Genomic DNA, 25,345 nt, shown 5'->3' with positions numbered 1-25,345 from the left:
GCAGCATATTCAACATCTATGTGACTGCCAGACCGCTATCGCGAGCAGGCTCGCTCCCACATGGGACTCGTATCTCAAGGTGATCCCCATGTTTCTCATCGCATTCCTGGGCGGCATTTTGACCGTCCTCAGCCCCTGCATCCTCCCGGTCGTGCCGTTTCTGTTTGCCGGTGTCAAGCGCACGCGTTCTTCGATCCTGCTTACCCTCGGTGGCATGGCCCTGACCTTCGCCCTGATCTCCAGCCTGGCCGTGGTCAGCAGCGATTGGGTGGTACAAGCCAACAACACCGGTCGCCATGTGGCGCTGATCGTGATGGTGCTGTTTGCCCTGTCGCTGATCTCCGCCCGCATTGGTGGCTGGCTGGCGCGCCCGTTCGTACTGCTGGGCAATCGCATCGATCCCAACACTCGCAAGATGTCTGGCCCGTTAGGCTCGGTAATGATCGGCGTCGCCACGGGCCTGCTCTGGGCGCCGTGTGCCGGGCCGATCCTCGGGGTGATCCTCACCGGCGCCATGCTGCAAGGCGCCAACGCTCACACCAGTCTATTGCTGTTGGCGTACGGCCTGGGCAGCGCGTTGTCCCTGGGGACTTTGATCTTCGCCGGTCGCGGCCTGGTCAATCGCTTGAAACCGTCGATACCGGTCACTGGTTGGCTACGTCGCGGCACGGGGGTTGCGGTGTTGGCCGCTGCGGCGGCTATCTCCACCGGCGCCGATAACACACTACTCGCTGGCACCTCATCCGAAGGCGTCACCACGGTTGAACAGCATGTGCTGCAAACCGTACCGAAAGTAGTCGATTATTTCATCAGCAAGGTCAAGGCCGACTCAACCATGGATTCAGCCAAAGGCCGGATGCCGTCACTTTCCGGCGCGGTCGAATGGCTCAACTCGCCAGCGCTGAGCAACGATTCCCTGCGCGGCAAAGTGGTGCTGGTGGACTTCTGGACGTACGACTGCATCAACTGCCAGCACACCTTGCCCTACGTAAAGGACTGGGCGAAGAAATACGAAAAGGATGGCTTGGTCGTGATTGGCGTGCACACCCCGGAATACGGGTACGAACGCATCATCGACAATGTCCGCGATCAGGTGAAAAAACTCGGCATCACTTACCCGGTGGCGATCGACAACAACTACGCGATCTGGCGCGCCTTCGACAACCAGTACTGGCCCGCTCACTACCTGATCGATGCCAAAGGCCAGGTGCGTTACACCCACTTTGGCGAGGGACGGTACGAGACTCAGGAGCAGATGATTCGGCAATTGCTGGAAGAGGCCAAAGCGCCTGCCGCGTAACCCGTTTTCGGCGACGCAAGGCGATCTGTTAATGCGGCGTTACAGCTAGGTGACCACGCATCGGAGAATGCCATATTTGGGGAATTCTCCGGACGATCGGCAGGACGCCAGCGTATCCGGGAGCGATAGTTTGTGGACGACGGGATCACTGTCGACCCTGTCATCACAAACAAGAAAAGGAAGTTGCCATGCCTAAATACATTATTGAACGCGAGCTTCCAGGTGCTGGCGGACTGCCGCAACAGGAACTCAAAGCGATCTCGCAAAAGTCCTGCGATGTGTTGCGCGAGATGGGGCCAGAGGTGCAATGGCTGGAGAGCTACATCACTGGCGACAAGATTTACTGCGTGTACATCGCGCCGAATGAGGGCCTGATCAGGGAGCACGCCAAAAAGGGTGAATTTCCCATCAACAGCGTTTCCCGGGTGATGAACATCATCGATCCCACCACGGCGGAGTAAGCCGGGGACGCGTTCCAACCCGTAACGGAGCAGACTTAATGAGTACCCCCATTGACCTCACTGCCCTGAAAAACCGTCAAATGGCCTCGTGGGCCAGCGGCGACTACGCCGTGATCGGCACCACCTTACAGATCGTCGGCGAACAACTGGCCGAGGCCTGCGACCTGCTCTGCGATGAGCGCGTGCTGGATGTCGCCGCCGGCAACGGTAACGCAACGCTCGCCGCCGCGCGCCGGGGATGCAAGGTCACGTCCACCGACTACGTGGCCAAGCTGCTTGAACGCGGCGAAGACCGCGCACGGGCGGAACACCTGGACGTGACCTTTCAGGTGGCCGATGCCGAGGACTTGCCGTTCGAGGACGCCAGTTTCGATGCGGTGCTTTCAACCTTTGGTGTGATGTTTACGCCGGATCAGCCCAAGGCTGCAGCGGAACTGGCGCGGGTGTGCCGTCCTGGCGGGCGGATCGGCCTTGCCAACTGGACGCCTGAAGGTTTCATCGGCCAACTGTTCAAAACCCTGGGCCGCCACATGCCGCCACCCATGGGTGCTCAACCACCGTCGAACTGGGGCTCCGAAGCCTGGTTGCACTCACAGTTCGATCAGCGCGACTTTCAGATGCAGGTGACACGGCGGTTGTTCAACTTCCGTTATCGCTCCGCCGCGCACTTCATCGACACTTTCCGCAGTTGGTATGGCCCGATTCACAAGGCCTTTGCGACCCTGCCTCCCGAAGGGGTCGCAGCCCTGGAAAAAGACCTGACTGAACTGCTGAATCGCCTGAACCGGGCGGGGGAGCGGTCACTGGTGGTGCCCAGTGAATACCTGGAGGTGGTGATTACATGGCGTTGAAACGACAACACAAATCCCTTGTGGGAGCGGGCTTGCTCCCACAGGGGTATGTGCAGACTATCTGACCAGCCCAATCACTCATCCAGCCGCTCGGTGTACACCACCCACACACTGCACGGCATTTTGTACAGCAGATGCTCCACTGTGCTGCCGAGCAGCCGGCCCATGCCGCGATGGCCGACCCGGCCCATGACAATCACGTCGACATCATGGGTATCGGCGTAGCGGGTCAGCACCTTGGTCGGGCTGCCCATCAGCATGTGCCGTTGCTCCGGGGCGATGCCGTTGCGCGCGGCCAATTCGTTGAAGGCATCCTCCTGGAAATTGAACAGGGTCTTGGCCTTGTCCGAAGCGAAAAACGCCGAACCGTTTTCGAAGCTGAACTCGTCCGAGCTGATAGACGAAAGATCATAGGCGTAGACCACGTCGAGCTCGGCATTGCAGGCACTCGCCAGTTTTGACGCTTCGTGCAGGATCCGGTCGTTGAAGCTTTTGTATTGATCATCGTTATGGAAGGGGTCGACCGCCGCAACGATCTTGCGCGGCAACGCATGCTTGGCATGGCTGACGAAGTGCAGCGGTACCGGGCATTCGCGCAGCAGATGCACGTCGAGGGGGGTAAACACCAGCCGCGACAGCCGTGATTGGTGTTCCAGCGCCTTGATCAGCACATCCATCGGCTGTTCTTTGAGGTGAGTCAGGATTTCTTCCAGCGGATTCTCGACCCAAGTCACCTCCGTGGTGACGTGAACACCGATCTTGCGCAAGGGGCGGGCCTGGTCCTCAAGCCACTGGCGGTGGCGCTCGACGTACCCCAGACGCATCTGCTCCAGGGCCTTTTCATTGACCATGCCGGCAGTCGCCAGGCCTTCCAGATAGTCGAAAGCCACGATATGCAGGGCCGCATCCTCGGCCTTGGCCAGCGCCGCGGCCCGGTCGAAGGCAGGGCTGTGTTCCATCAGGGGCGAGGCGACCAGCATGAAACGTGCTTGACCAGACATGACAAACCTCCCGTGGGTAAACGAGCAGACGACGGTCTCCCTGAGGTTGCGATGGGAGAGCGCCTGTGCGCCCGACGTATGGTCATTCGAAAGCCATTCAATCCTCTAAGTATTGACCATGTTCAACCTCTCGTCCGCAGGCCGGTGCGGGCTGAAGTTAGTGCTCAGAGATGTCACACAGGGGATTTGGGTGTTCACCCTAAACAACCTTTGCACCCCGGGCCTCCAGCAATTCCCGTAATACGGAACGGTGGCAGTGTGCTTCTTCCTCGCAATAACACCCCACGGCCAGTGACGTTTGATGGGAGAGGGCGGCAAGCAGGTCGAGCATCTGACTGGGCGCGGGGTGGTTCATCTCTGCCTTGAATTTGCGCTTGAAGGCTCCCCAGGCTTTGGCATCTTCAGCTGCTTTGGCTTCGGCGACCAATTCGGGGCTGGGGGACAGCAGCGGTTGCCACACGTCGTAAAAATCCCGACTGGCAAATTCGGCTTTCGGCACACCCCGAGGCGGGCGGCGTACCGTGCCCAGGCGCAGCCCTTCATTCGCGGTGCGGGGTGAGCCGAGCTGGACGATGTGGATGGGCATGATCGCAGTGCCTATTTGAGCCGCGAACCGTCGAACCACTCCAGCGCCGTGCGCCAGAAGCAGATCCCCAGGAAGTACGCCGACATCAGCAGCCACAAGCCCATCACCAGCGGATTGATGACCGGGTGGTTGACCACCAGCGACAAGCTGCACAGCAGCCAGATGGCGGTCACGGCAATGTTGATCGGCATGAACCGGCGTACGCGGAATGGGTGCAGGAATTTCATTCGGGTCACGGTCAACAGCGCCAGGCCGATGACGGTGAGTAAGGTGATCCACGGCGATGGGTCGATGATGTACAGGCACAGCGCAACCACGTTCCATGCGGCGGGGAAGCCCTGGAAGTAGTTGTCCTTGCTCTTCATGTTGACGTTGCAGAAGCAAAACAGCGACGACACCAGAATCAGCGACACAGTCAGCAGCAGGGTGTAGTCCGGCAGCGGGATGTAGCGGTAGATGAACAGTGCCGGGATAAACACATACGTCAGGTAGTCGATCACCAGGTCGAGGATCGAGCCGTCGAAACTCGGCAGCACCGACTGCACATTGACCTTGCGTGCCAGCGCGCCGTCCAGACCGTCGACGATCAGCGCCACGCCCAGCCACAGCAGGCAATTGGTGGGCTGGTTCTCCAACAAGGCGAGGGTCGCGAGGAAGGCTGTGACCACGCCAGTGGCGGTAAAACCATGGGCACCCCATGCTTTGAGCCTGGCAATGTGTACGGTGGATATCACGGGGGTGTTCTCCAGAAAGTGAAGCAAGCCAGTTATCACCCTCCTGTTGAGGGCGTCGGCAAACCGGGTCGGGTTGCAGGTATCGACCGGATTTTCGGGAATAAGGTTCACCACCTATGAATCTTAGCCGCCGCGCAAAAAAATACCCCGCAAATTCCTGGCTAGCCTCGCTCTCACAAGTTGCGCAAGTTAACTGACGGGTATTAGGGAGTGTCAGCTTCTGTCAGGAGTATAAATGGGCACCTTTTAACGTCAGCCAGACGGAGTTGGCGGAATGTCGGGCGAAGACTATCGTTGCCTGACTGAGTTTCTGCCCATTATTGAGGACGTCGTTATGAACACCAGCGATTTGCTTGAGCAATTACTGCGGGCCGGCCGGGGCTCACAGGCGCAACAAGGTGGCGGTGCGGCGTCAGCTCAAGGAGGCTTGGGCGATCTTGGCGGGTTGCTTGGTGGTCTGTTGGGGCGCGGCGCGGGTGCCGGTGCGGGCGGCGGAGGCTTGGGTGGTTTGCTCGGTGGTCTGCTGGGCGGCGGTTCACCCATGGGCGGTTCGACGCCAACGCGTTCGGGCGGCACAAACTACGCGGCGTTGGCTTCTTTGGGAATGATGGCGTTCCAGGCGTATCAGGCCTGGCAACGCAGCCAGGCCTCGGCACCGCAACAGGCACCGCGCACCGTTGACTTGTTGTCTGGCCCGGAAATCGAGGACCACAGCCACGCCATCCTTCGCGCCTTGATCGCCGCCGCCAAGGCCGATGGCCGCATCGATGATGCCGAGAAACAGCTGATTAGCACCGAAATCGGCCGCCACACCGACGATTCGCAACTGCAGCAATGGCTCGATGACGAAGTTGCCCGGCCGCTGGATGCCGCCGATGTGGCGCAGTCCGCCCAAGACTCGGGCATGGCCGCCGAGATGTACCTGGCCAGCGTGATGTTGGTGGACGATCAGCAGGACGCCGAACGCAATTATCTGGATGAATTGGCCGCTGCGTTGAAGATCGATCCAGCGTTGCAGCTGCATCTGGAGCAGCAGGCCAAGGGCGGTGCGGCCTGAACATTCCTCCTGTAGGAGATGGCGTATGCGGCCAGCTCCTACGTGTGTTCTGGTGATTTCGTCAGCAGAAACGTAACGCCGAAGCCTTCGGATATCTCCAGTATCCGAGGCAGGTCTTCGGGCACTTTGAGCTGATCCAACGCCGCAAAGAACTGACCGCCGCGTGGATCGGAAACCACGCCGATCATTTTCGCGGTAGGGCTGATGTTCTTGTAGGCATGGATCGACCCTGCGGGGATGTGTATGTAACCCCCGGTCGAGAGGGTGGTGGATTGCCCTTCGACGGTCACTTCAACCTGCCCATCGATGACATAGAACGCTTCGTCCCAAGGGTGAAAGTGCAGCGGTGGCCCGCCACCCTGCACACCTTCCTGGATGTGCATCTCAAAGGGTTTGGTCAGATCGCCACCGGCAAGAATAGTGATGGTCTCTCCAACAACTTTGACCGGCGTGGGCGTTTTCCCGGCTTCGATGACGTGAACCGTTCGCATGATTTGCTCTCCGAGGCATGAATCCCCCTGCGCTGAGTATATTCCCTGCGCCACGAGCCAGTGCCGCGGCGCTGGCCCGTCTGTCCGGCCAATTTCAACGCCAATGGAATTTTTTTCAGGCACCGCCGCTCTGCTGATAGAGACGTGCTGATCCAGCGTCCTGCCACTGGCTTCAGAGCGAGAAAATTATTTTATGACTGCCCTGACACGACTTGAATCCCGGCCTGCCCACGAACACGCGATAACTGCCGCTGACGGCGTAAAGTCGCTCTACGAACAGTTGTTGCTGAGCGACGATGACGCGCAAAAACACGCGCTCGCCCGGCGCTTTCTGCAAGAGCAACTGGAGCAAGCGGCGCTCCTGCCTGAACAGATGCCACAGGACCTCTCGGCCCTGCAACACTGGGTCGAACAGCACAGCGTCGACGTGGCCCGGCAGTACGCCGATTACCTTCAGCAGCGCAAGGCGGGCGGGGCGCGACAGTTCTTCAGCAACAAGGCCCATGCGCTGTTTTTCCTGCAGGCGGTTGCCCCGACCAAACTGGTGGACGGCGCCTGGCTTTATGGCCTGTTGCGGCACTGGCGCGACCCACGTTTTGACGGCCTGTTGTGCACTTATCTGGAGGAGTTGGGCGAGGGCAATCCGGCGCAGAATCATGTGGTGATCTACCGCAAGCTGCTGGCTGAACATGGCCTGCAAGACACCGCTGCGATCGCCGATGAGCGCTACCTGCAAGGGGCGATTCAACTGGCGCTTGGCTATTGCGCCGACGAGTGCTTGCCTGAAGTGATCGGCTACAACCTCGGCTATGAGCAGTTGCCGCTGCACTTGTTGATCAGCGCTTATGAACTCAGCGAACTGGGCCTCGATCCGCTTTACTTCACGCTCCACGTGACCATCGACAATGCCAGCACCGGGCATGCTCACAAGGCGGTGCAGTCGGTGCTGCAGTTGCTCCCGGTGGAAGGCGACCGTGATGACTTTTTGCGTCGGGTGGCGCTGGGTTATCGGCTCAATGATGTGGGGCAGGGCAGCCGGGCGATTATCGAGTCGTTCGACCTCGACGGTGAAGTACTGGGCATGCTTGAACGCAAACGCCCGTTCGGCCAGCACATGCATTCCGATTACAGCCGCTTTGAAGGCAAGACCGTCAATCAATGGCTGTCTTCGCCGGAACAGTTGCCAGGCTTGCTGGCGGCCATGGAAAACAAAGGCTGGATCAAGCGCCACCAGGATCCGCAGGCCAGCCGTTTCTGGCAATTGATCGACGGCGCCGGAGCGGCGATGTTCGGCGTATTCAGCCCCTACGAAAAACAGTTGCTGCATGACTGGATTGCCGGCAACTGGAAGCCGGAGTATCCAGTTGCTGCGGTACGGCGCGGCAGCAGCGTTACGGCGCAGATATCAGTGCCGGACAGCGACCCGGATATTCAGCGCCTGCAAACCGCGCTGAATGGTCTGAGCGGGCACGAGCAGATGTCGGTGTTGTTGCCGTGGCTCTCGCCCCATCGGCATGCTCATCCTGCTGGTCTGTTGGCGACGCGCCGGTTTATCGAACTCAAATCCAGCCTTCTCTAGAACGCCATTTATCAACGGGAGCGGTTTATGAGTCAGGAAGAACAACTGTCTGCCGCCGACCTGGCGCTGGTGCAACTGGGACGGCGCTTGCAGGCTGACGGTTATCGATTCATCACCCCAACGCCTTTGACCCATCAGCGGGTCAACACCCGCGCCGAAGGCCGGCGGGCCGAGAACCTGCGCGATGTTTTTGGCTGGTCGCGGCCGTTTGAACCCGGGCTATTGTCAGCGGATGAACAACGCCAGTTGCAACAGGCGCAGGTGCTGGAGGAGTGCAGCGGGCGGCTGAAAAGTCGGGTGCGCTGGTCCAGCCTCGACGACTTGCTGTTCGTGCATTCGGCCTTTCCGACGGAGGCCGCCGATTCGGTGTTTTTCGGTCCAGACACTTATCGTTTCGCGCAACTGATTCATGCCCATCTGCAGCAGAATTTCGCCCTGATCAGGCGCGCCGTGGACATCGGCTGCGGCGCCGGTGTCGGTGCCATTCTGATTGCCCGCGCCCGTCGCGAAGCCGAAGTGTTGGCGCTGGACATCAACCCGGAGGCGCTGCGCATGACGGCCATCAACGCCGCGCTCGCCGAAGTGGCCAACGTCAGCGTCGAGGCCAGCGATCTGTTGCAGGATGTCGACGGATACTTTGACCTGATCGTTGCCAACCCACCCTACATGGCCGACCCGGCCGAGCGTGCTTACCGGCATGGCGGTGGCGCGTTGGGCGCGGAGTTGTCACTGCGGATTGTCGAGCAGGCACTCGGTCGGTTGGCGCCGGGCGGCTCGTTGCTGCTGTACACCGGCGCGGCAATGGTCGATGGCCGCGACCCATTTCTGGAGGCCCTCGCTCCGCGTCTGGAGGCACCGGGGTTCGGCTGGACGTATCGCGAACTCGATCCCGATGTGTTCGGTGAAGAGTTGTTGACCCCAGGTTATCAACGGGTGGAACGGATTGCCGTCGTCGCGCTGACCGTGACGCGTCTCGGCCCAGGCATTGGGGGAAACGTTGATGAGCAGGCGCCTGAACTTCGGGATTGAAGAAGAATACTTCCTCACTGACCTCGTCACTCGGCGTATGCCCGGGCAACCCGATGCCCAGGCGATCGAGGCGTGCAGGGCGGCGTTGGGCCAGTCGTTCGCCTATGAAATGTTCCAGGGGCAGATTGAAGTCGCCTCACCGGTTTTCAGCAGCTTGCCGGACGCCGCCGATTACCTGGCCACCACCCGCAGTGCCCTGAGACGTGCTCTGGAGCCGTTCGGCCTGGGCCTGCTCTGCGCCGGCAGTCACCCCTTGGCGGATTGGCGGATTCAGCAACCGACCGACCAGGCGCATTTCCATCAGCTGTTCGATGATTACCAACGAGTGGCCCGGCGCAGTGTGTTGTCCGGGCTGCACGTGCACGTCGAAGTGCCCGGTCATCTGGACCGTATCCGGGTCATGAACGAAGTCTTGCCGTGGGTACCACTGTTGTTGGCGCTCAGTACCTCTTCACCGTTTTGGGAGGGTGAGGACAGCGGTTTCATGAGCTATCGCCAAGTCGCCTGCGACGAGTGGCCGCGCATGGGCATTCCGGAGTTTTTCGAGGATCAGGATGCGTTCGATGACTACGTCGCGCTGATGACCCGGACCGGCTCGATCCGGCAACCCAGCGACTGTTGGTGGAGCGTGCGCCCGGCCTCGCGGTTTCCCACGCTGGAGCTGCGCATCACTGATGCCTGCCCACGGCTGGATGACGCGCTGTGCATCGCTTCGCTGTTTCGCCTGATGGTCGCTGACGCCATCGCGCAGCCGCTGCCCGGGGCGAAGTTCACTCGCGCGGCTTACTGGGTCCTCAAGGAAAACCGTTGGCGCGCCAAGCGCTACGGCATTCACGGCACCTTCATCGGCAAGGACCACGAACCGACGATCTCGGTCGAGCAATGGCTGGCCCTCGCGCAAGTGACGTTTGCCGAAACCGCGCAGCAACTGGGCGTGCAAGACGTCTTCAAACAGGCCCGGCGCATGCTGATCGAAGGCACCAGCGCGGATCGGCAACGGTACGCGGTGGAACAGGCATTGCGCGACGGACGCTTGATGCCCGAGGCGTTGGCGCGAGCTGTCGATCAACTGCTGATGGAAACCGGCGAGCAACCTTGCGCCAGCCCGCTCCCGCAACGAGCGGTAGGTGAGCCATGAACAAGAACCTGGACGATTACAACCGGATGCGCGATTTCTCGGCGACCTCGGAACCGTGTTAGAGGCGGGCCTGACACCGGTGATGTTCCTGCCGGCAATGATCAGAGCCGCCATGCCTTGGCTGATGATACTGTTCCTGTTCCTGATTACCTACGTGCCTTGGATCTCCCTGGCTTTACCAAACTGGCTGGGCATGAGCTGATGCCTCCCTGTCAGGGTGCTGGATATTGGTCATCACTAGAATAGGGCTTTCACTTAGACAACTTTCTGTCTTCTGGTCACTCTTATTGTTTTCACGAGCCTGTCCAGCAAACCCATAGATCCACTGACGAGGGATTGCTGGCGGGTGGCCCTAGCCACTCGCTCATCTCGTGACAATGCTGATCGAAGCATAACTGGTAGTCACCTGCTTCCGGGGTACGTCCCAGACTCAACGGTTGCATGGGCGGCAGGTGGCGCTGATAGTGCCAGCTACCTTTTTCCAATCTAGCCTCTGCGGGAATTTCCATGCCTGCGCCATTTCCTTTGACCCTTGCCTCCATAAGAACGAGCCCTTGCTCCGAGACACGGTAATCTTCTTCCCAACGAACTTTTTCGATTGTGTGATTCCAAGCCAGTGTAAAGCTTGAGATTGGGAGTTGGGCCCAGGCAACTCCCGCCAGACCCAGGCACAAGCCGATCATGCTCTGGCCAGTCCGCCACGGCGAGACCGCCAGACATGCTGAAGTATCAGCAACACACCCAGCACAAAACCGATTTCGTCGGTCAACGGCAGCGCAACGACCAACAAAGCACCTGCCGCAAAGCACAATAAACGCTCCCAAACCGGCATTTTCTGTTGCAGATAACCTGTGGACGCCATTCCCCAAAGGCCAACGGCCAACATCGTCTTGACCAACATATAGGCAGTCATCCACAAATTGTCGCCTTGCATCATGAGCGCAGGGTTGTAGACCGCCATGAACGGAATGACAAAGCCAGCCAGTGCAATACGAACCGCCCACAGACTGATCTTGAATCCTGTTTCCTTGGCGATGGGCGCTGCGGCAAAGCATGCCAAGGCAACCGGTGGGGTAAGGTCTGCAAGAATTCCGAAATAGAAAACGAACATGTGCGACACGATCAGCGGCACACCCAACTCAAGCAAAGCGGGTGCTGCAATTGAACTGGTGATGATGTAGTTGGGAATCGTCGGGATACCCATACCCAACACCAGGCACGTAACCATCGTCAGTATGAGTGACAACAACAAGTTATCCCTCCCAATAGCCAGTATGTAACCGGCGAAGGTCGAGGCTATGCCCGTCAATGACACTACACCGATGATGATTCCCACCAGCGCGCAAGCAATCCCGACCGGCACAGCATGACGAGCACCTTCGACCAAAGCATGCAGGCAAATACTCAGGGTTTCTCGTCCTCCCTGGCTGAACCAGCAGATGACCACTAACGTGGCGATCACCGCAAAGATCACGCCGATACCCAGCTGGAAAAAACCGACGCAGAGCACACCAAGCGCGATCCAGAACGCGCACCGCATCGCGAAACTGGACACCCGAAGAATGATTGCCGAACCGAGAATAACGATGGCTGTCAGCGCCAGGCCCACCATTCCTGAGAATAGAGGGGTACGTCCGGAAAACAGCAGGTAGACCAGGACAAAAAGCGGAATCAGCAAATACCAGCTTTCCTTTACCGCACCCCATGCGCTGGGACATTGGTCTTTGGGCAACCCCTTAAGGTCAGAGCGTTTTGCCTCAAGGTGAACCATCCAGAACACCGAACCGAAATACAGCATGGCTGGTACTAAAGCAGCTTTGGCGATCTCTACAAACGGGACATTAATTGTTTCCGCCATAATGAAGGCGACAGCCCCCATCACAGGCGGCATCAGTTGGCTGCCCATGCTCGAAGTCGCCTCTACGCCGCCAGCAAATGCTGCCTTGTAGCCGAAGCGCTTCATCAATGGAATCGTGAACTGTCCTGTCGTAACAACGTTGGCAATGCCTGAGCCTGTAATCGTCCCCATCAAAGCCGATGACGCGACCGATACTTTTGCCGGCCCCCCGAGTTTGTGGCCAAACAGTCCCATTGCGAAATCTGTGAACAATTTGATCATGCCCGCCTGTTCGAGAAAGGAACCGAACAAAATGAACAGGAAAATATAGGTAGCGGAAACGTAGGTTGGTGTCCCGTAGAGACCTTCGGTGCCGAATGACAACTGGTTGACGATTTGATCGAAACCGTAGCCTCGATGTGCCAAGTCGCCTGGGAGGTACTCACCCAATAGACCGTATGCCAAAAACAGTCCACAGATGACAGGCAATGCGATACCCATCACCCGACGAGCCGCCTCAAACACCAATGCGATCAATACCAGCCCAACCACCATGTCTGCAGATGTCAGGTCACCTGAACGCTGGATCAAATCAGCCTCGAAGAACCATTGATACAAGGCAGTGGTAATCCCAGCGAGGCTCAATATCCAGGCCAACGGCTGCCAAGGACGTGCTCTGCCATACGCCGGGTAACTCAGAAACACCACCCACAGCAGGAAACCAACGTGCACCGCGCGCAGCACCTGGCTGGAAACAGGCGCAAACGCAGCGGTGATAATCTGGAAAACTGAAAACAACAACGCCACGTAGAACAGCGTCTTAGGCCAGTCGCGTGGGGTGGCGGCTATGCCATGATGATCTTCGCTCATTGGGTACCTGCCTCAAAACTACATAGAAGGGTACGAACCGCTCTATCGCTCTAGCGACCATCCCCGTGGCGCATTTTTTTATTACAGCGCTCCAGCTTCCTTGTAGTAGCGCTCGGCGCCGGGGTGAAGTGGAATGGGCAGATTCTTGGCAGCGTTTTGCAACTTGATATCCTTGGCCGCTGAGTGAGAATTACCTAAGCGAGTGAGGTTTTCGAACATCAGCTTGGTCATCTGGTAGGCAACGTCATCCGAAACGTCCTCGCGTGTCACCAAAATATTAGTGATCGCCACCGTAGGCACTGATTCGGGCTGTCCGTCATAGGTGTTGGCTGGAATTTGTGCAGGCTGATACGCGGCATTGCCGATTTTCGAAACCACATCAGGAGGGATGGAGACGTAGTTCAATGGCATGGTTGAGGAAAGGTCGCGGATGGCCGCCATTCCTAACCCAGAGGATTGGAGCGTGGCATCCAATTGACGGTTTTTGATCAGCTCGACAGACTCCGCAAAGGGTAGGTATTGGACTTTGCTCATGTCTTCGTATGTCAATCCCGCAGCTTTGAAGATCGCACGCGCGTTCAGTTCGGTACCGGATTTCGGGGCGCCGACGGAGATGGTTTTCCCTTTCAGATCCGCCAGGGTTTTGATGCCGGACTCTTTATTCGCAACAATTTGAATGTAGTTCGGATAGGCTCCTGCGATTGCTCGCAACTTTGTCAGCGGGGCCTTGAATCCGGCATCTTCCACGCCGTTTTTTGCATCAGCCACAGAGTCCCCAAGCGCTAGAGCGAGCTCCCCACGACCGACTTGTAGAAGGTTGAGATTTTCCACCGAGGCTTTGGTCGCTTGTACAGAAGTCTTCGCCCCGGGGATCCCATCGCTGTAGATCTGTGACAGCCCAACCCCAATAGGATAATAAACCCCGCTCGTACCACCTGTAAGGATGTTTATGAATACAGGTGCGGCGTTAGCTGCGCACGAGACTGTCAACGCAGCGGTGGCGGCAAAGACGCTAAAACGTTTGTTTACTCGCATGGAAAATTCTCCGTCTTGTTATGGCTTTATGCAGAGTCTTTCTACTGTAGTCGAAATCAACGCCTTGAGTGGGAAGCTGAGTTGGCCTAATAATTTTGGGCATCTCAATCGGCGTATGCGTCTGGGCATCCCGTCTTGCGCAACTAAACCGGTCGCCACCTATGCGGCAGCAGTTGCGCAATCTCACTTGCCCGCTGCGTCGGCAGGCGCGTGAGGACGTCCTTCAAATAAGCGTACGGATCATGCCCGTTGAGTCGCGCCGACTGGATCAAACTCATGATCGCCGCTGCCCGTTTGCCGCTGCGCAGTGAACCTGCAAAGAGCCAGTTCTTGCGACCCAACGCCCAGGGTCTGATCTTGTTCTCGCACCAATTATTCCATTGGGCCAGAGTCGAGCGGGCGATGGCCAAACCGGCTCGACCGAAAATCGATTCCTGGCGGTAGAGCGGTAAATGATCCGCGAACTTGGCGATCATGACATGGGCCAACAGCCCTGCGGTCGGGATGCCCTTGTCGATGACTTGCGCCGGTACCGGTGCCTGGATCAGGGGTTCGCACTGATCGCAGACCCATTTGCCGCGGATGTGCCGTTCAACGGTGAACACGCCGGGCGTGTAGTCGAGTTTCTCGCTGACATCCTCGCCGATACGCTTGAGAGCGCAGCCGCACTGGCAGTGGCTGTTATCGGGTTCGTGGTGGATCAGAGTGCGCGGAAACTGCGGCGGCAAGGCGGTGCATTTAGGTTTTTGCCGAACCTCAGTCGAAGCGGGAGCAAGTTTCAGCGCTTCAAGTTCAGCTTCGATGGCCGCAATGTCGGTGTCGATCAGGTCATCAAGCAGGTTGGCTTGATCCGGGCTCAGTTGCTCGCTGCGCTTGGCAAACTTGAAGCGCTTGCTGCGCAATCTCGTGGGTCAGCTTTTCGATAACCGTTTGGTCGCGGTGGATTTTCTTGCCCATTGTCTCGACTTTCTGATCGAGACTCTCGACACGCTGCCTCAACTGCGCCACCAGAGCGCGCAGCTGTTCAGGGTTTAGTTGGTCGAGATTGGGTAACGAAGTCATACCGCCGATTTTGCCAGAGCAGGCTAAAACCGACGATAGGCTCATCGGACAATTACACGGCCAGGGTGGTCATGGCAGATGTTATACGATGGAAATCGCGTTGCCAGGCCCGACTCTTTGCCATGGCAAGCCCAGTACCAGGGCATGTAGTTGTTCGGCACCCAATTCCATCTGAGCGCCGTGCCGAGAACCCGGCCAGAAGAACTTGCCCTGGTGCAGGCGGCGGGCCGCCAGCCAGATGCCCAGCCCGTCGTGCACCAGCACTTTCATCCGATTGGCGCGGCGATTGGCAAACAGATAAGCACTGTGCGGCTGCGCCGCACCGAACACCGCCACCACCCGCGCCATCGCGGTGTCGGTGCCGGCGCGCATGTCCATGGGCTCGGTGGCGAGCCAGATGGTGTCGATGCGGATCATCGCAGCAGATCTCGCAGAAAGGTGGCGCAGGCGACAGCGCTTTCGGTCGGCCAGTTCACTTTGACGGTGCCGCGCGGGTGTGGGATTTCCAGACAGATAGTTGATGACGCGTAATCCGACTTTGTCCCGATAGCCTGCAAGGGCAGAGGAGTGAAAGCAGGTTGCAGCGTCATGGCTTTCTGCGTTTGCACTCGAATCCATTTATGGACGAGGTTCGCGTTGAGGCTGTGGCTCAGCGCAACGCTGGCAATCGAGGCCCCGGGCAGGGCTCACTCTTGAATGACGCATTCGTCAGTTTCTGGTCGGCAGTACGACTACGACGATGCTTCGAACAGCTACCATGCCTGTGTTGTTGCTTCGCTAAGACCGTTCTCTAACCACAGTATTTCTTTGCTTCGAGAAATACGGTGGTCATCTCAAGCGAGGCTATTTGGCTACGGCAGCACCCGCTTGGACGCTGCTGCGGCGAGGACTATAACGCCACCAATCGCAGCCAGAATCGAACCGATCAACACCCCAACTTTAACTTCATTGATCAAATGAGGTGATCCAGGGAACGCCAGATTGCCAATAAACAGGCTCATGGTGAATCCGATTCCGCACAAGAGCGCCACGCCGTACAGCTGCAACCAGTTACTACCCTCTGGCATCTTGGCCAAGCCCATACGAATAGCCAGTGCAGCCAATAGAAAAACACCGACCTGCTTGCCCACCAACAAGCCCAGCGCTACACCCAGCGGAACCGGGTCGACCAGGTTCTCCATGGAAATACCGGCCAATGAAACACCCGCATTGGCGAAGCCAAAAATAGGTACTACGGCAAACGCTACCCATGAGTGCAGCTTCTCTTCGAGGAACAGCAACGGGGAACGAGCTTCTTCTTCCGGCGTCCCCATGGGAATGCACAGTGCCAGTGCGACACCCGCTAGCGTGGCATGTACCCCCGATTGCAGAACGAAGAACCACAACACGCCCCCGACCAAGAGATACAGAAACAGTCGTCTTACGCCCAATCGATTCATTGCTATCAGAATGACCAGGGTCGTTAGCGAGGCCAGCAACATCGGCATGGAAAGGCCCGATGTATAGAAAAAGGCAATGATCACCACAGCACCGAGGTCGTCAATAATCGCCAAGGCCGCGAGGAACACCTTCAGCGAAATAGGGACTCGCTTGCCCAACAGCGACAAGACACCCAAGGCAAAGGCGATATCGGTAGCCGCAGGGATGGCCCATCCGCCCATGGTCTTAGGATTACCCCAGTTGATCGCGATGTAAATGAGGGCGGGAACAACCATGCCGCCCACAGCAGCAAAACCCGGCAAGGCGCGCTGGCTCCAGGTGGAAAGTCCACCGGCCAGCGCTTCTCTTTTAATCTCGAGGCCAACCATCAGAAAAAAGATTGCCATCAGGCCGTCATTAATCCAGTGCTCGACGGACAGGCCAGACCAGACAGTGTGCAGGAGCGCGAAGTAATTCTCGGATAGAGGCGAGTTAGCAACAATCAGAGCCGCTAGAGCAGCCGCCACCAACACAAGGCCTCCAGCGGCTTCCGAGGAGAGGAAACGGGCCAGAATTGCAGCTGCCCTAGGGGTTACGGCTGTAGTTTGATGCTTGGTCATCAACGTCCTTGGGATCACTTAAAAAGTAATATATTAACATCTGGTCTATACAAACAAGGCTGAGTTAAACAGCCTGAACAGTGATCAACGCTGCTACCAGGTAATACATGCTTCTCCAGCGCTCAGGAATGAGGCCTAAGACCAACAGCTATCTGCATGCGTAAAAATACCGCAGGTCTCCTTTGAATATCCGGGTCAGTCTCCCCATCAGTTGATACCATCCAGCACACTTATATGAAGATACAATGACTGGAAGGTCTTTTTGTGAACATCATCCGGCACTGGTTACGCCAACCCCACACACGCCTTATCGCCCTGATCGGATTGGTAATGATCGTGCCTTTGTGTCTGCGCGCGGCACTGGGCTGGTCGCATCCACTCGGTTACCTTTCAGATTTGGGCATTGCGAGCCTGCTCATCGTACTCCTGCATCGCCGTCCTTGGTGGTTAGCACTTCCAGTGTTGCTGGCTTGGGGACTTATGACGCTGGCGACTGCCGAACTGGTCAGCGCCGTGGGTAGGCTTCCAAACGTTTCAGACCTGTACTACCTGATCGACCCTCAGTTTTTGGAAAACTCTACCGGTGGTGGTTTCGCCCAGCCGTGGCTAGCCGCCACCCTGTGCCTTGGACTGGTGATTTGGCTGATAACGCATTGGGTGGGGAACTCCACTCCTGCTCCGGGCTTACCACGAAGCGTGTGGGCAACACCGCTGCTGCTATTAATCGCCCATTGGGGCGCTCAGCACCTATATCCCTCCGAAGAAGACCAGTGGCGCTTGTTCAACCTCCCGCATCAGTTGCTGGCCGCGAGCATTGGCGATGTGCAAATGCGTGCAGAAGAATGGTTGGAGGGCGATGTAGTCGAAGTCCCCCCACAAATGGCGGGGCTCACTCAACTCGATCTGGACGGACAGCAACTACTTGCGGCAGCGGGGCGTGCGCGCAACGTGTTGATCATCGCGCTGGAAGGTGTGCCTGGTGCTTACGTCGGCATTAACCGCCAGGCCCTGCACAGCAGCTATCAAGAAAATCTTATGCCCAATCTCAGTCGCTGGGCAGAACGCGGCATGAATACACCGGACTATGTGCTGCACAGCCACCAAACCATTCGTGGCCTGTACGCAATGCTCTGCGGTGATTACGACAAGCTGGACAACGGCACGCCCAAGGGGGTCGAAATGTTGACCCAGAACGAACGCAACCAAGCGTGCCTGCCGGCCCAGTTGCGAAAAAACGGGTTTGCCACGCACTACCTCCAGGGTGCGGGCCTGCGCTTCATGGCCAAAGACAAGATCATGCCGCACATCGGCTTCGATACTACCCATGGCTTGGAATGGTTCACTAACAGCAACTATCTGGAGTTTCCCTGGGGCAAAGATGACAAGGCGTTCTTCGAAGGGGCACTGGACTACGTCGGCCAGCTGAAAAAGCAGAAAAAACCGTGGATGCTGACGCTGCTCACCGTTGGCACCCACCAACCCTATTCAGCCCCTGAAGACTACCTGCAGCGCTATGACACCCCCAAGCAGGCCGCAGTCGGGTATCTGGATGATGCCCTTGGGCAATTCCTCAACGGCCTGGAGCGTCAGGGCATCTTGAAAGATACCTTGGTGGTGATTACCTCGGACGAATCCCACGGCATTGAGGGTGTGCGCCTGGCATCCTCCTGGGGCTTCAACCTGATGCTAGCGCCCGAGCAGGGTCAGTTGCCCAAGGTGAAGTCTGGGGTCTACGGTCATGTCGATCTGAGTACCTCTATACTCGACTATTTCGCCTTGCCAGTCCCCTCCGCCTTGAGCGGTCGCTCCCTATTTCGTGACTATGAAACGGGCCGCGAGATCATGTCTTTCACCAACGACAAGCTTCGCTATCACGATGGCCAGGGAACGTTGACCGAATGCGACTTTCAACAGCGCTGTCGGTTTTACGCCAGCAAAGGCTTTATTGCCGAGCGTGCGGCCTTGACTGGTCAGTACGGCGGTAAACGCGCCCGACAAATCACAGCAAGAGCGACGGCGCTGGATCATTCGTTGCTCCGGACACCGTTGAACCAGCACTACCAGTTCGGCAGCCCCACCATCATCCCGCTTCAAGCGCAGATCAAGGATGACTGGGCCGATAACCTGATCGGTGCTCAGTATCTGGAAATGCCTAAGGGCTCGCACACTCGCGTTCGCCTGACCGTGCGCTCGGTAGATCCACAACAGAACGCCTACATATTGCTCAAGGCCAAGGAGCTGGAGCAGGATGTCCAGCTGGGCCTGCCAGCCGAAATGGTCGTCACTGCAGACCAGCCACTGGAGATGGACTTCAGCTTTGACAATCCGCAGTCGCGTAAGGCGTTTTCGTTCCACTTGTTGGGCTATGGATTGGGGGCCGTTGAAGTGAGCGACTTCAGCGTGATTACCGAGTTGCCAGAAGCACTAGAGGTACTGGATGAGAACCCGGGCGACAGCAGTGCTCAATCAAGCTAGGTGCCGCCGTATGGTTGCACTCCTACTTTGAGTGCAACCAATATGCGGACTGTAACGCGATGATTTATCAAAGTATTACAGTAACTGCATTCCAAACTTTTAACAGATCAAAACTTACTAAAAACAATATCAGGGCGCTGACACCATAAATCACAAGAGACTTAGATCGAAGAATAGATTGCTTGGTAAATATCTTGTCACACTACCGACTGCCAACAATTTGATTTAAGTCAATAATCATCAAGCGCTTGGTTGCATAGGTCTTTTAGTTCGTATCAGCTAGATGGCAGAGAGAATGTAAGAACGACGAACGAGCTTTCAGCATTCTGATATAGCCACGCCCGCTCATGACCACCTCAGCCCGTTTCAGTTGAGCTGTGCGCACAGGAGATAATCATTGATGAATCAGGTGGTCGACGCAGCAGCTGAGCAAACACCAATCCCCCCGCATTCCGTGGCCTGGCACTCCCTGCCTGCAGAGCAGGTGACGAACCTGCTTGAGGTCAATGAGCATGTCGGGCTGGACGCCGCCGAAGTTCAAGCCCGGCTTGACCGCACTGGTTTCAATCGCTTGCCAGAAGCAGCACGGCGACCCGCATGGCTGCGATTCTTGCTGCAATTTCACAACATTCTGATTTACGTGCTTCTAGGATCCGCTGCGATTACCGCGATGCTGCAACATCTGTGGGATACGGTGGTGATTCTGGCGGTGGTCATTGCAAACGCAATCATTGGCTACGTCCAGGAAGGCAAAGCGGAAAAAGCCATGGACGCTATCCGGCAGATGTTGGCACCGCATGCAGCAGTGCTTCGTGCAGGCGAACGCCTGAGTATTGTGGGCGAGGAGTTGGTGCCTGGCGATATCGTATTGCTGGAGGCGGGAGACAAAGTCCCAGCTGATCTGCGCCTGCTGCACGCGAACAGACTACAGATTCAAGAAGCCATTCTTACCGGTGAATCCGTACCAGTAGAAAAACACACCGAACCGGTGCCCCTTGCTGCAGCACTGGGTGATCGTACCTGTATGGCGTTCAGCGGTACGCTCGTGAGTTGCGGACAAGCAAAAGGGATTGTAGTTGCGACCGCTGCAGCAGCCGAAATTGGACGCATCAGCAGCCTGCTGTCTGGAGTAGAAACGCTGACCACACCGCTGGTGCAGCAAATGAACGTATTTGCCCGCTGGCTGACGATCCTGATCCTGTTAATCGGTGGTCTGTTGCTCGTGTTCGGCCATTATGTCGGGCACTACGCATTCACCGAGATATTCATGGTCGTGGTGGGGATGTCGGTAGCGGCGATACCTGAAGGGCTACCCGCCGTCCTTACTATTACGCTGGCTGTCGGAGTACGGGCAATGGCTCACCGCAACGCCATCGTGCGTCGCCTGCCTGCCATCGAAACGCTAGGTTCGGTATCCGTCATCTGCACTGACAAGACTGGCACGCTCACCCGCAACGAGATGATGGTGGCGTCGGTAGTGACCAGTGATCTCAACTTCACGGTCGACGGTGCAGGTTATCAGCCTGCGGGAAACATGAACCTCGCTGATCAGTTGATCGACACAGCGAATCACCCGACGTTGGCAGAATTAGGGCTGGCCGCCAGTCTCTGCAACGATGCCGTGCTGAGCCTGCATGAAGACTTATGGAAGGTCGAGGGGGACCCGATGGAGGGTGCCTTGCTGGCGTTTTCCGCAAAAACCGGAATCGATAGCGATGAAGAGCGTCGCACCTGGACCCGCACCGATGCCATCCCATTTGACGCGAAACATCGCTTTATGGCGACGTTGCATCACAACCATGATCGGCATGCCTCCATTTACGTGAAAGGCGCGCCGGAGCAGATTCTGGCTATGTGCACGCAGCAGCGGGTCAACGATGGCGGGACTGACCTGCTCGATGCTGACTATTGGCACGAACAGGCGAATACCATCGCTAGCAAAGGGCAGAGGGTATTGGCATTTGCAATGAGATCGGTACGGCCCGAACACACCGTGCTGGAGTTTGGTGACGTACATAAAACATTGACCTTGCTAGGCATGGTCGGAATGATTGACCCGCCTCGACCAGAGACGATACAGGCTGTCAGGCAATGCCAGGCGGCGGGCATTGTCGTGAAAATGATCACCGGGGATCACGCCGGCACCGCCTCCGCCATTGGCGGTCAGATTGGTTTGGAAAATCCCGAGAAGGTACTGACCGGCATCGATCTGGACACCATGAATGATGTCGTCCTCAAGGAAGCGTTAAAGGACGTCAATATCTTCGCTCGCACCAGCCCGGAACATAAACTCAGGCTGGTGATGTTGCTGCAATCGAACGGCATGACAGTCGCCATGACCGGCGATGGCGTCAATGATGCACCAGCACTAAAGCGAGCCGATGCCGGTATCGCCATGGGTGGAAAAGGCAGTGAAGCCGCCAAGGAAGCCGCAGACCTGGTGCTGGCCGATGACAACTTCGCGTCGATCGTGGCTGCGGTTCGCGAGGGGCGGACGGTCTACGACAACATCAAGAAAGTGCTGAGCTGGACGCTACCCACCAATGCTGGCGAGACCATGACCATCATCGTCGCGCTGCTTTTGGGTATTACGCTGCCGGTGACGCCGATCCAGATTCTGTGGATCAATCTGATTACCGCAGTGACGCTAGGCATCGCGCTGGCGTTCGAACCCACCGAAGAAAACACCATGCGCAGGCCACCCCGTTCACGGCAAGAGCCCCTTATAAGCGGTGCTTTAGTCTGGCATATGGTGCTTGTTTCTGTTCTGTTTCTCTGCGGCGTGTACGGTATTTTTTCGTATGCGCTCGACCGTGGCTACTCCGTGGAGTTGGCCCGAACCATTGCGGTCAACACGTTGGTTGTGATGGAAATATTCCATCTATTCTTCATTCGCAACCTCTACGGCACGTCGCTTACCTGGAAGGGCGTTCGAGGAACAAGAGTCGTGTGGATGACTGTCGCGGTGATTACCTTCGCTCAGTTCGCCATCACATATGCACCCCCGTTGCAAAAGGTTTTTGCAACTGAAGCGATCCCCTTCGTTGATGGCCTACTGATCATCGGCGTGGGTGTTGCGCTCTTTGCCATTATCGAGATCGAAAAACAGATTCGAATCCGTTTATCTGAGTAGTACTCGGTTGCAAACTGGTTCCATACTATTGGAGCGGGATCTGAAATGTCCCCCAAGCTCCAAGCTGGTTTGCATGGGGACAGCTGGAGGACAAGCCTCTTCAGGCCTCTGAAAAAAGGATCTAGCAATGCATAAAATTCTTATTGCTGTCGACGGTTCCGAGCATTCAGAGCGCGCGGTGCGTTACCTCATCGGACTGATCCAGGATGGTGGATTGCTGGGGGGAAGTGTTGAGGTACATCTGGTGAATGTGCAGCCACTGTTACCGACACGAGTTGCACAAGACATGGCAGGGGATGAACTGGATCGCTACTACGATGAAAAAAGTGCTGAAGATTCACAAAAGGCAATCGCTCTTCTGAAGCAAGAAGGCATTGCGTTCACATTCCACACGCTGCGGGGTGACGCGGCCAGCAAAATCGTAGTCGCCTCACAATCTTTAGGATGTGACAGCATCATTTTAGGTTCACATGGTAACGGTTTCCTGGCAGGAATCTTTCTGGGGTCCGTTGCGGCTAAAGTGGTTCAGCTCTCGAGCATTCCTATCACGCTAGTAAAATAAGGGTTCGTGAGTTGCTTGATCACTCGGTGCCTTAGCCAGGCTTTCAAAAACCGGCTTAGGGAAAAGCTATTGATCGGGCCTAACCCGCAGGACCATAAATCCTTTTGCTCATCGGAAATCTGGTTGACAACTTTTGAATTGAATGCGGAATCGACAAAGTCTTTACAGCGACCAGCCATCAACTAGCCTAGAAATAAGGTTCCAGGTCCTCTGTGTTATGGGCGAAGTCGCATCGGGCACCCGAAAGGGTGGCCGGCCCTCGTGGTCGGTACGCCAACCTTCGCGGCTTTGCCCCCCATTTGCCTGGAGAGCAGCGCTCTGTATTTTCGATAGAGTTCCATGAGCGAACGATCCTCTGTAATACCTCAATATCTGTGAAAGCAACGTCCAGCCGCGGCTGATGCCACAGTCTGCGCTAGCCAGCCAGGCGAACTGTAGCCGCGACGTTTATCAGTTAACGCCGACGAGTCAGCAGCATGATCGCTCTGATCGATCTAATGTTCAGAATCGCCCCTATCTGCATAGGCAACGGACTAACCGTTGCTCCTGCATCGCCCATGACTGACTCAACTACGCTTTAAGTGAGGGTTGCAGGCTGTCATCCCCGCAACTGGGAGGTCCCATGAACAGTCACTGGTGGTGCCGCCTGCTCTTGTTAATGGTGCTGATCGGGTTACCGACGGGTTCGACGACGGCTGCAGGCAGTGTCGTGGTATTGACCGTCAACGATGCGATTGGTCCGGCCAGTGCCGACTATGTGGAGCGCGGCTTGGCGCGTGCGGTCACCGAAGGCGCGCAGTTGGTCGTTATCCGCCTCGACACCCCCGGCGGGCTGGACACTTCGATGCGCTTGATCATCAAGGCGATTCTGGCCAGCCCTCTGCCAGTGGCCAGTTTCGTCGCCCCCAGTGGCGCACGTGCGGCCAGCGCCGGCACCTATATCCTATATGCCAGCCACATTGCCGCCATGACCCCGGGCACCAATCTGGGCGCAGCTACGCCGGTGCAGATCGGCGGCCTGCCCGGGACCGCGCCCGAATCGCCGGACCCACCCACCACCGACAAGAATTCTCCGCGGGAGCTGCAGGACACCTTGACTCGAAAACAGATCAACGATGCGGCGGCTTACATCCGTGGCCTTGCGCAACTACGCGGACGCAATGCCGACTGGGCCGAACAAGCTGTACGGGAATCGCTCAGCCTGTCGGCCCACGAAGCGCTCAAACTCAAGGTGGTCGATTATGTGGCCAATGACGTGGCAGACCTGCTCAAGCAACTGGACGGCAAGAGCCTAAATGTTGCCGGTCAAACGCTGAGGCTGAGCACCGCCGGGGCTGCGCTCATCGACCATCCGCCTGATTGGCGCACACAACTGCTGGCGGTGATCACCAACCCCAGCGTGGCGTTGCTGCTGATCATGTTCGGGGTCTATGGCTTGATATTCGAGTTCATGAACCCTGGGTCGGGCGTTGGTGGGGTGCTAGGTGGCATCTGCCTGTTGCTGGGGCTGTATGCCCTGCAACTGTTGCCCGTGAATTACGCCGGGGTCGGACTGATTCTGCTAGGGATCGCCTTCATGATCGCCGAGGCGTTTCTACCGAGTTTCGGTGTGATCGGCTTCGGTGGGGTGGTTGCTTTTGTAGTCGGCGCAGTGATTTTGATAGACACCGATGTACCGGGCTTCGGCATTCCGTTGACGCTGATCATCGGCATGGCACTGATCAGCGCCCTGTTGCTGATGACTCTGGTCGGCATGGCGCTCAAGGCCAGACGCCGTGCTCTGGTCAGCGGCGATGCAGGCTTGGTCGGCAGCCTGGCGACGGTGACGGGGCTGCTGCCGGGTCTGCCCATGAGCGGCTGGGTGCAACTGCAGGGCGAAAAATGGCAGGTTCAGAGCAACTTGCCCCTGCACTTGGGCCAACAGGTCCGAGTGGTGGCGCGCACCGGGGTGATGCTGGATGTCATTGCGCTGGATGAAACGCCACCGCGAGAAGGTTAATTCAAGTCCCTCGAAGCGGGCTTTGGCGTGCTGCCAGCCCTGCGCTGCATCCGCCAAGGGCGGCGGAACCTTCTCATACCTGACAAGGGTCACAAGCAAATAGCAG

General features: G+C 57.4%; 20 protein-coding genes and 3 pseudogenes. 13 read left to right on the top strand and 10 right to left on the bottom strand.

Translation table 11 applies throughout. The features are described 5' to 3' along the window. Window positions 1-88: 88 nt before the first annotated feature. The 3 genes from MMG91_RS02965 (at window position 89) to MMG91_RS02955 (ending at window position 2,612) form a co-directional block, all read left to right on the top strand. Window positions 89-1,300 carry a cytochrome c biogenesis protein DipZ gene (locus MMG91_RS02965; protein WP_310658682.1) on the top strand — a complete coding sequence of 404 codons (1,212 nt, stop codon included), beginning with the start codon at window positions 89-91 and terminating at the stop codon, window positions 1,298-1,300. A 188-nt stretch (window positions 1,301-1,488) separates the two neighbouring features. Beyond that, window positions 1,489-1,761, top strand: a complete 273-nt coding sequence (locus tag MMG91_RS02960) for a DUF4242 domain-containing protein (protein WP_305449244.1) — start codon at window positions 1,489-1,491, stop codon at window positions 1,759-1,761. Window positions 1,762-1,799: 38 nt separating this feature from the next. Beyond that, complete coding sequence (locus tag MMG91_RS02955) at window positions 1,800-2,612, top strand: class I SAM-dependent methyltransferase (protein ID WP_310658681.1); 813 nt, start codon at window positions 1,800-1,802, stop codon at window positions 2,610-2,612. 74 nt (window positions 2,613-2,686) lie between these two features. On the opposite strand, the gene MMG91_RS02950 is transcribed toward MMG91_RS02955, so the two are convergent. From MMG91_RS02950 to pcsA, 3 genes are all read right to left on the bottom strand, one after another. Continuing rightward, window positions 2,687-3,613, bottom strand: coding sequence for a universal stress protein (locus MMG91_RS02950; protein WP_310658680.1), 927 nt, complete (start codon window positions 3,611-3,613; stop codon window positions 2,687-2,689). A gap of 199 nt (window positions 3,614-3,812) precedes the next feature. After that, complete coding sequence (locus MMG91_RS02945) at window positions 3,813-4,199, bottom strand: DUF488 domain-containing protein (protein ID WP_305449247.1); 387 nt, start codon at window positions 4,197-4,199, stop codon at window positions 3,813-3,815. Between the two features lie 11 nt (window positions 4,200-4,210). Then, window positions 4,211-4,933, bottom strand: a complete 723-nt coding sequence (gene pcsA, locus MMG91_RS02940; RefSeq protein WP_007895999.1) for a phosphatidylcholine synthase — start codon at window positions 4,931-4,933, stop codon at window positions 4,211-4,213. Between the two features lie 274 nt (window positions 4,934-5,207). On the opposite strand from pcsA, the gene MMG91_RS02935 reads away from it, so the two are divergent. Then, window positions 5,208-5,990 carry a tellurite resistance TerB family protein gene (locus MMG91_RS02935; RefSeq protein WP_310658679.1) on the top strand — a complete coding sequence of 261 codons (783 nt, stop codon included), beginning with the start codon at window positions 5,208-5,210 and terminating at the stop codon, window positions 5,988-5,990. A 38-nt stretch (window positions 5,991-6,028) separates the two neighbouring features. Here the strand turns inward: MMG91_RS02935 and MMG91_RS02930 are convergent, their stop codons facing one another. After that, on the bottom strand, window positions 6,029-6,481 hold the full coding sequence (locus MMG91_RS02930) for a cupin domain-containing protein (protein WP_310658678.1): 453 nt from the start codon (window positions 6,479-6,481) through the stop codon (window positions 6,029-6,031). Between the two features lie 193 nt (window positions 6,482-6,674). Between MMG91_RS02930 and MMG91_RS02925 the strand changes: the two genes are divergently transcribed. The 4 genes and pseudogenes from MMG91_RS02925 to MMG91_RS02910 all read left to right on the top strand — a co-directional run. Then, window positions 6,675-8,060 carry an iron-containing redox enzyme family protein gene (locus MMG91_RS02925; RefSeq protein ID WP_310658677.1) on the top strand — a complete coding sequence of 462 codons (1,386 nt, stop codon included), beginning with the start codon at window positions 6,675-6,677 and terminating at the stop codon, window positions 8,058-8,060. A gap of 27 nt (window positions 8,061-8,087) precedes the next feature. Continuing rightward, window positions 8,088-9,089, top strand: a complete 1,002-nt coding sequence (locus MMG91_RS02920; RefSeq protein WP_310658676.1) for a class I SAM-dependent methyltransferase — start codon at window positions 8,088-8,090, stop codon at window positions 9,087-9,089. After that, the gene (locus MMG91_RS02915; RefSeq protein WP_310658675.1) at window positions 9,061-10,227 is read left to right on the top strand and encodes a carboxylate-amine ligase; all 1,167 of its coding nucleotides are present in this window, start codon (window positions 9,061-9,063) and stop codon (window positions 10,225-10,227) included. Before MMG91_RS02920 ends, MMG91_RS02915 begins: the two co-directional genes overlap by 29 nt. An 82-nt stretch (window positions 10,228-10,309) precedes the next feature. Then, window positions 10,310-10,429, top strand: a pseudogene (locus MMG91_RS02910) (hypothetical protein); the annotation flags it as partial. A gap of 91 nt (window positions 10,430-10,520) precedes the next feature. Here MMG91_RS02910 and MMG91_RS02905 read toward each other — a convergent pair. The 5 genes and pseudogenes from MMG91_RS02905 to tnpB all read right to left on the bottom strand — a co-directional run bounded on the left by MMG91_RS02905 (window position 10,521) and on the right by tnpB (window position 15,448). After that, the gene (locus tag MMG91_RS02905) at window positions 10,521-10,910 is read right to left on the bottom strand and encodes a DUF1850 domain-containing protein (protein WP_310658674.1); all 390 of its coding nucleotides are present in this window, start codon (window positions 10,908-10,910) and stop codon (window positions 10,521-10,523) included. Next, window positions 10,907-12,934 (bottom strand): TRAP transporter permease, encoded by a 2,028-nt coding sequence (locus MMG91_RS02900; RefSeq protein ID WP_310658673.1) that lies wholly within the window; start codon window positions 12,932-12,934, stop codon window positions 10,907-10,909. Before MMG91_RS02900 ends, MMG91_RS02905 begins: the two co-directional genes overlap by 4 nt. 81 nt (window positions 12,935-13,015) lie before the next feature. Beyond that, entirely contained in the window at window positions 13,016-13,969 is a 954-nt protein-coding gene (locus tag MMG91_RS02895) for a TAXI family TRAP transporter solute-binding subunit (protein ID WP_052965149.1), read from the bottom strand. Between the two features lie 143 nt (window positions 13,970-14,112). Further along, window positions 14,113-15,031 (bottom strand): annotated as a pseudogene (locus MMG91_RS02890) (transposase). An 81-nt stretch (window positions 15,032-15,112) separates the two neighbouring features. Further along, the gene (gene tnpB, locus MMG91_RS02885) at window positions 15,113-15,448 is read right to left on the bottom strand and encodes an IS66 family insertion sequence element accessory protein TnpB (RefSeq protein WP_310658672.1); all 336 of its coding nucleotides are present in this window, start codon (window positions 15,446-15,448) and stop codon (window positions 15,113-15,115) included. A 283-nt stretch (window positions 15,449-15,731) separates the two neighbouring features. Here tnpB and MMG91_RS02880 point away from each other — a divergent pair. Continuing rightward, window positions 15,732-15,812, top strand: a pseudogene (locus MMG91_RS02880) (universal stress protein); the annotation flags it as partial. Window positions 15,813-15,882: 70 nt separating this feature from the next. Here the strand turns inward: MMG91_RS02880 and nhaA are convergent. Beyond that, window positions 15,883-17,070 carry a Na+/H+ antiporter NhaA gene (gene nhaA, locus MMG91_RS02875; protein WP_310658671.1) on the bottom strand — a complete coding sequence of 396 codons (1,188 nt, stop codon included), beginning with the start codon at window positions 17,068-17,070 and terminating at the stop codon, window positions 15,883-15,885. A gap of 330 nt (window positions 17,071-17,400) precedes the next feature. On the opposite strand from nhaA, the gene MMG91_RS02870 reads away from it, so the two are divergent. The 4 genes from MMG91_RS02870 (at window position 17,401) to MMG91_RS02855 (ending at window position 25,239) form a co-directional block, all read left to right on the top strand. After that, window positions 17,401-19,545, top strand: a complete 2,145-nt coding sequence (locus MMG91_RS02870) for an LTA synthase family protein (RefSeq protein ID WP_405046514.1) — start codon at window positions 17,401-17,403, stop codon at window positions 19,543-19,545. Window positions 19,546-19,945: 400 nt separating this feature from the next. After that, window positions 19,946-22,678, top strand: a complete 2,733-nt coding sequence (locus MMG91_RS02865) for a cation-transporting P-type ATPase (RefSeq protein ID WP_310658669.1) — start codon at window positions 19,946-19,948, stop codon at window positions 22,676-22,678. A 127-nt stretch (window positions 22,679-22,805) separates the two neighbouring features. Continuing rightward, the gene (locus MMG91_RS02860; RefSeq protein WP_310658668.1) at window positions 22,806-23,240 is read left to right on the top strand and encodes a universal stress protein; all 435 of its coding nucleotides are present in this window, start codon (window positions 22,806-22,808) and stop codon (window positions 23,238-23,240) included. A gap of 622 nt (window positions 23,241-23,862) precedes the next feature. Further along, the gene (locus tag MMG91_RS02855) at window positions 23,863-25,239 is read left to right on the top strand and encodes a nodulation protein NfeD (protein WP_310658667.1); all 1,377 of its coding nucleotides are present in this window, start codon (window positions 23,863-23,865) and stop codon (window positions 25,237-25,239) included. The last annotated feature ends 106 nt before the right edge of the window (window positions 25,240-25,345 follow it).

It is taken from the genome of Pseudomonas sp. JL3 (assembly GCF_031570575.1).
GTDB classification, from domain to species: Bacteria; Pseudomonadota; Gammaproteobacteria; order Pseudomonadales; family Pseudomonadaceae; genus Aquipseudomonas; species Aquipseudomonas cucumis.
This window is presented reverse-complemented; position numbering and strand designations above follow the sequence as displayed.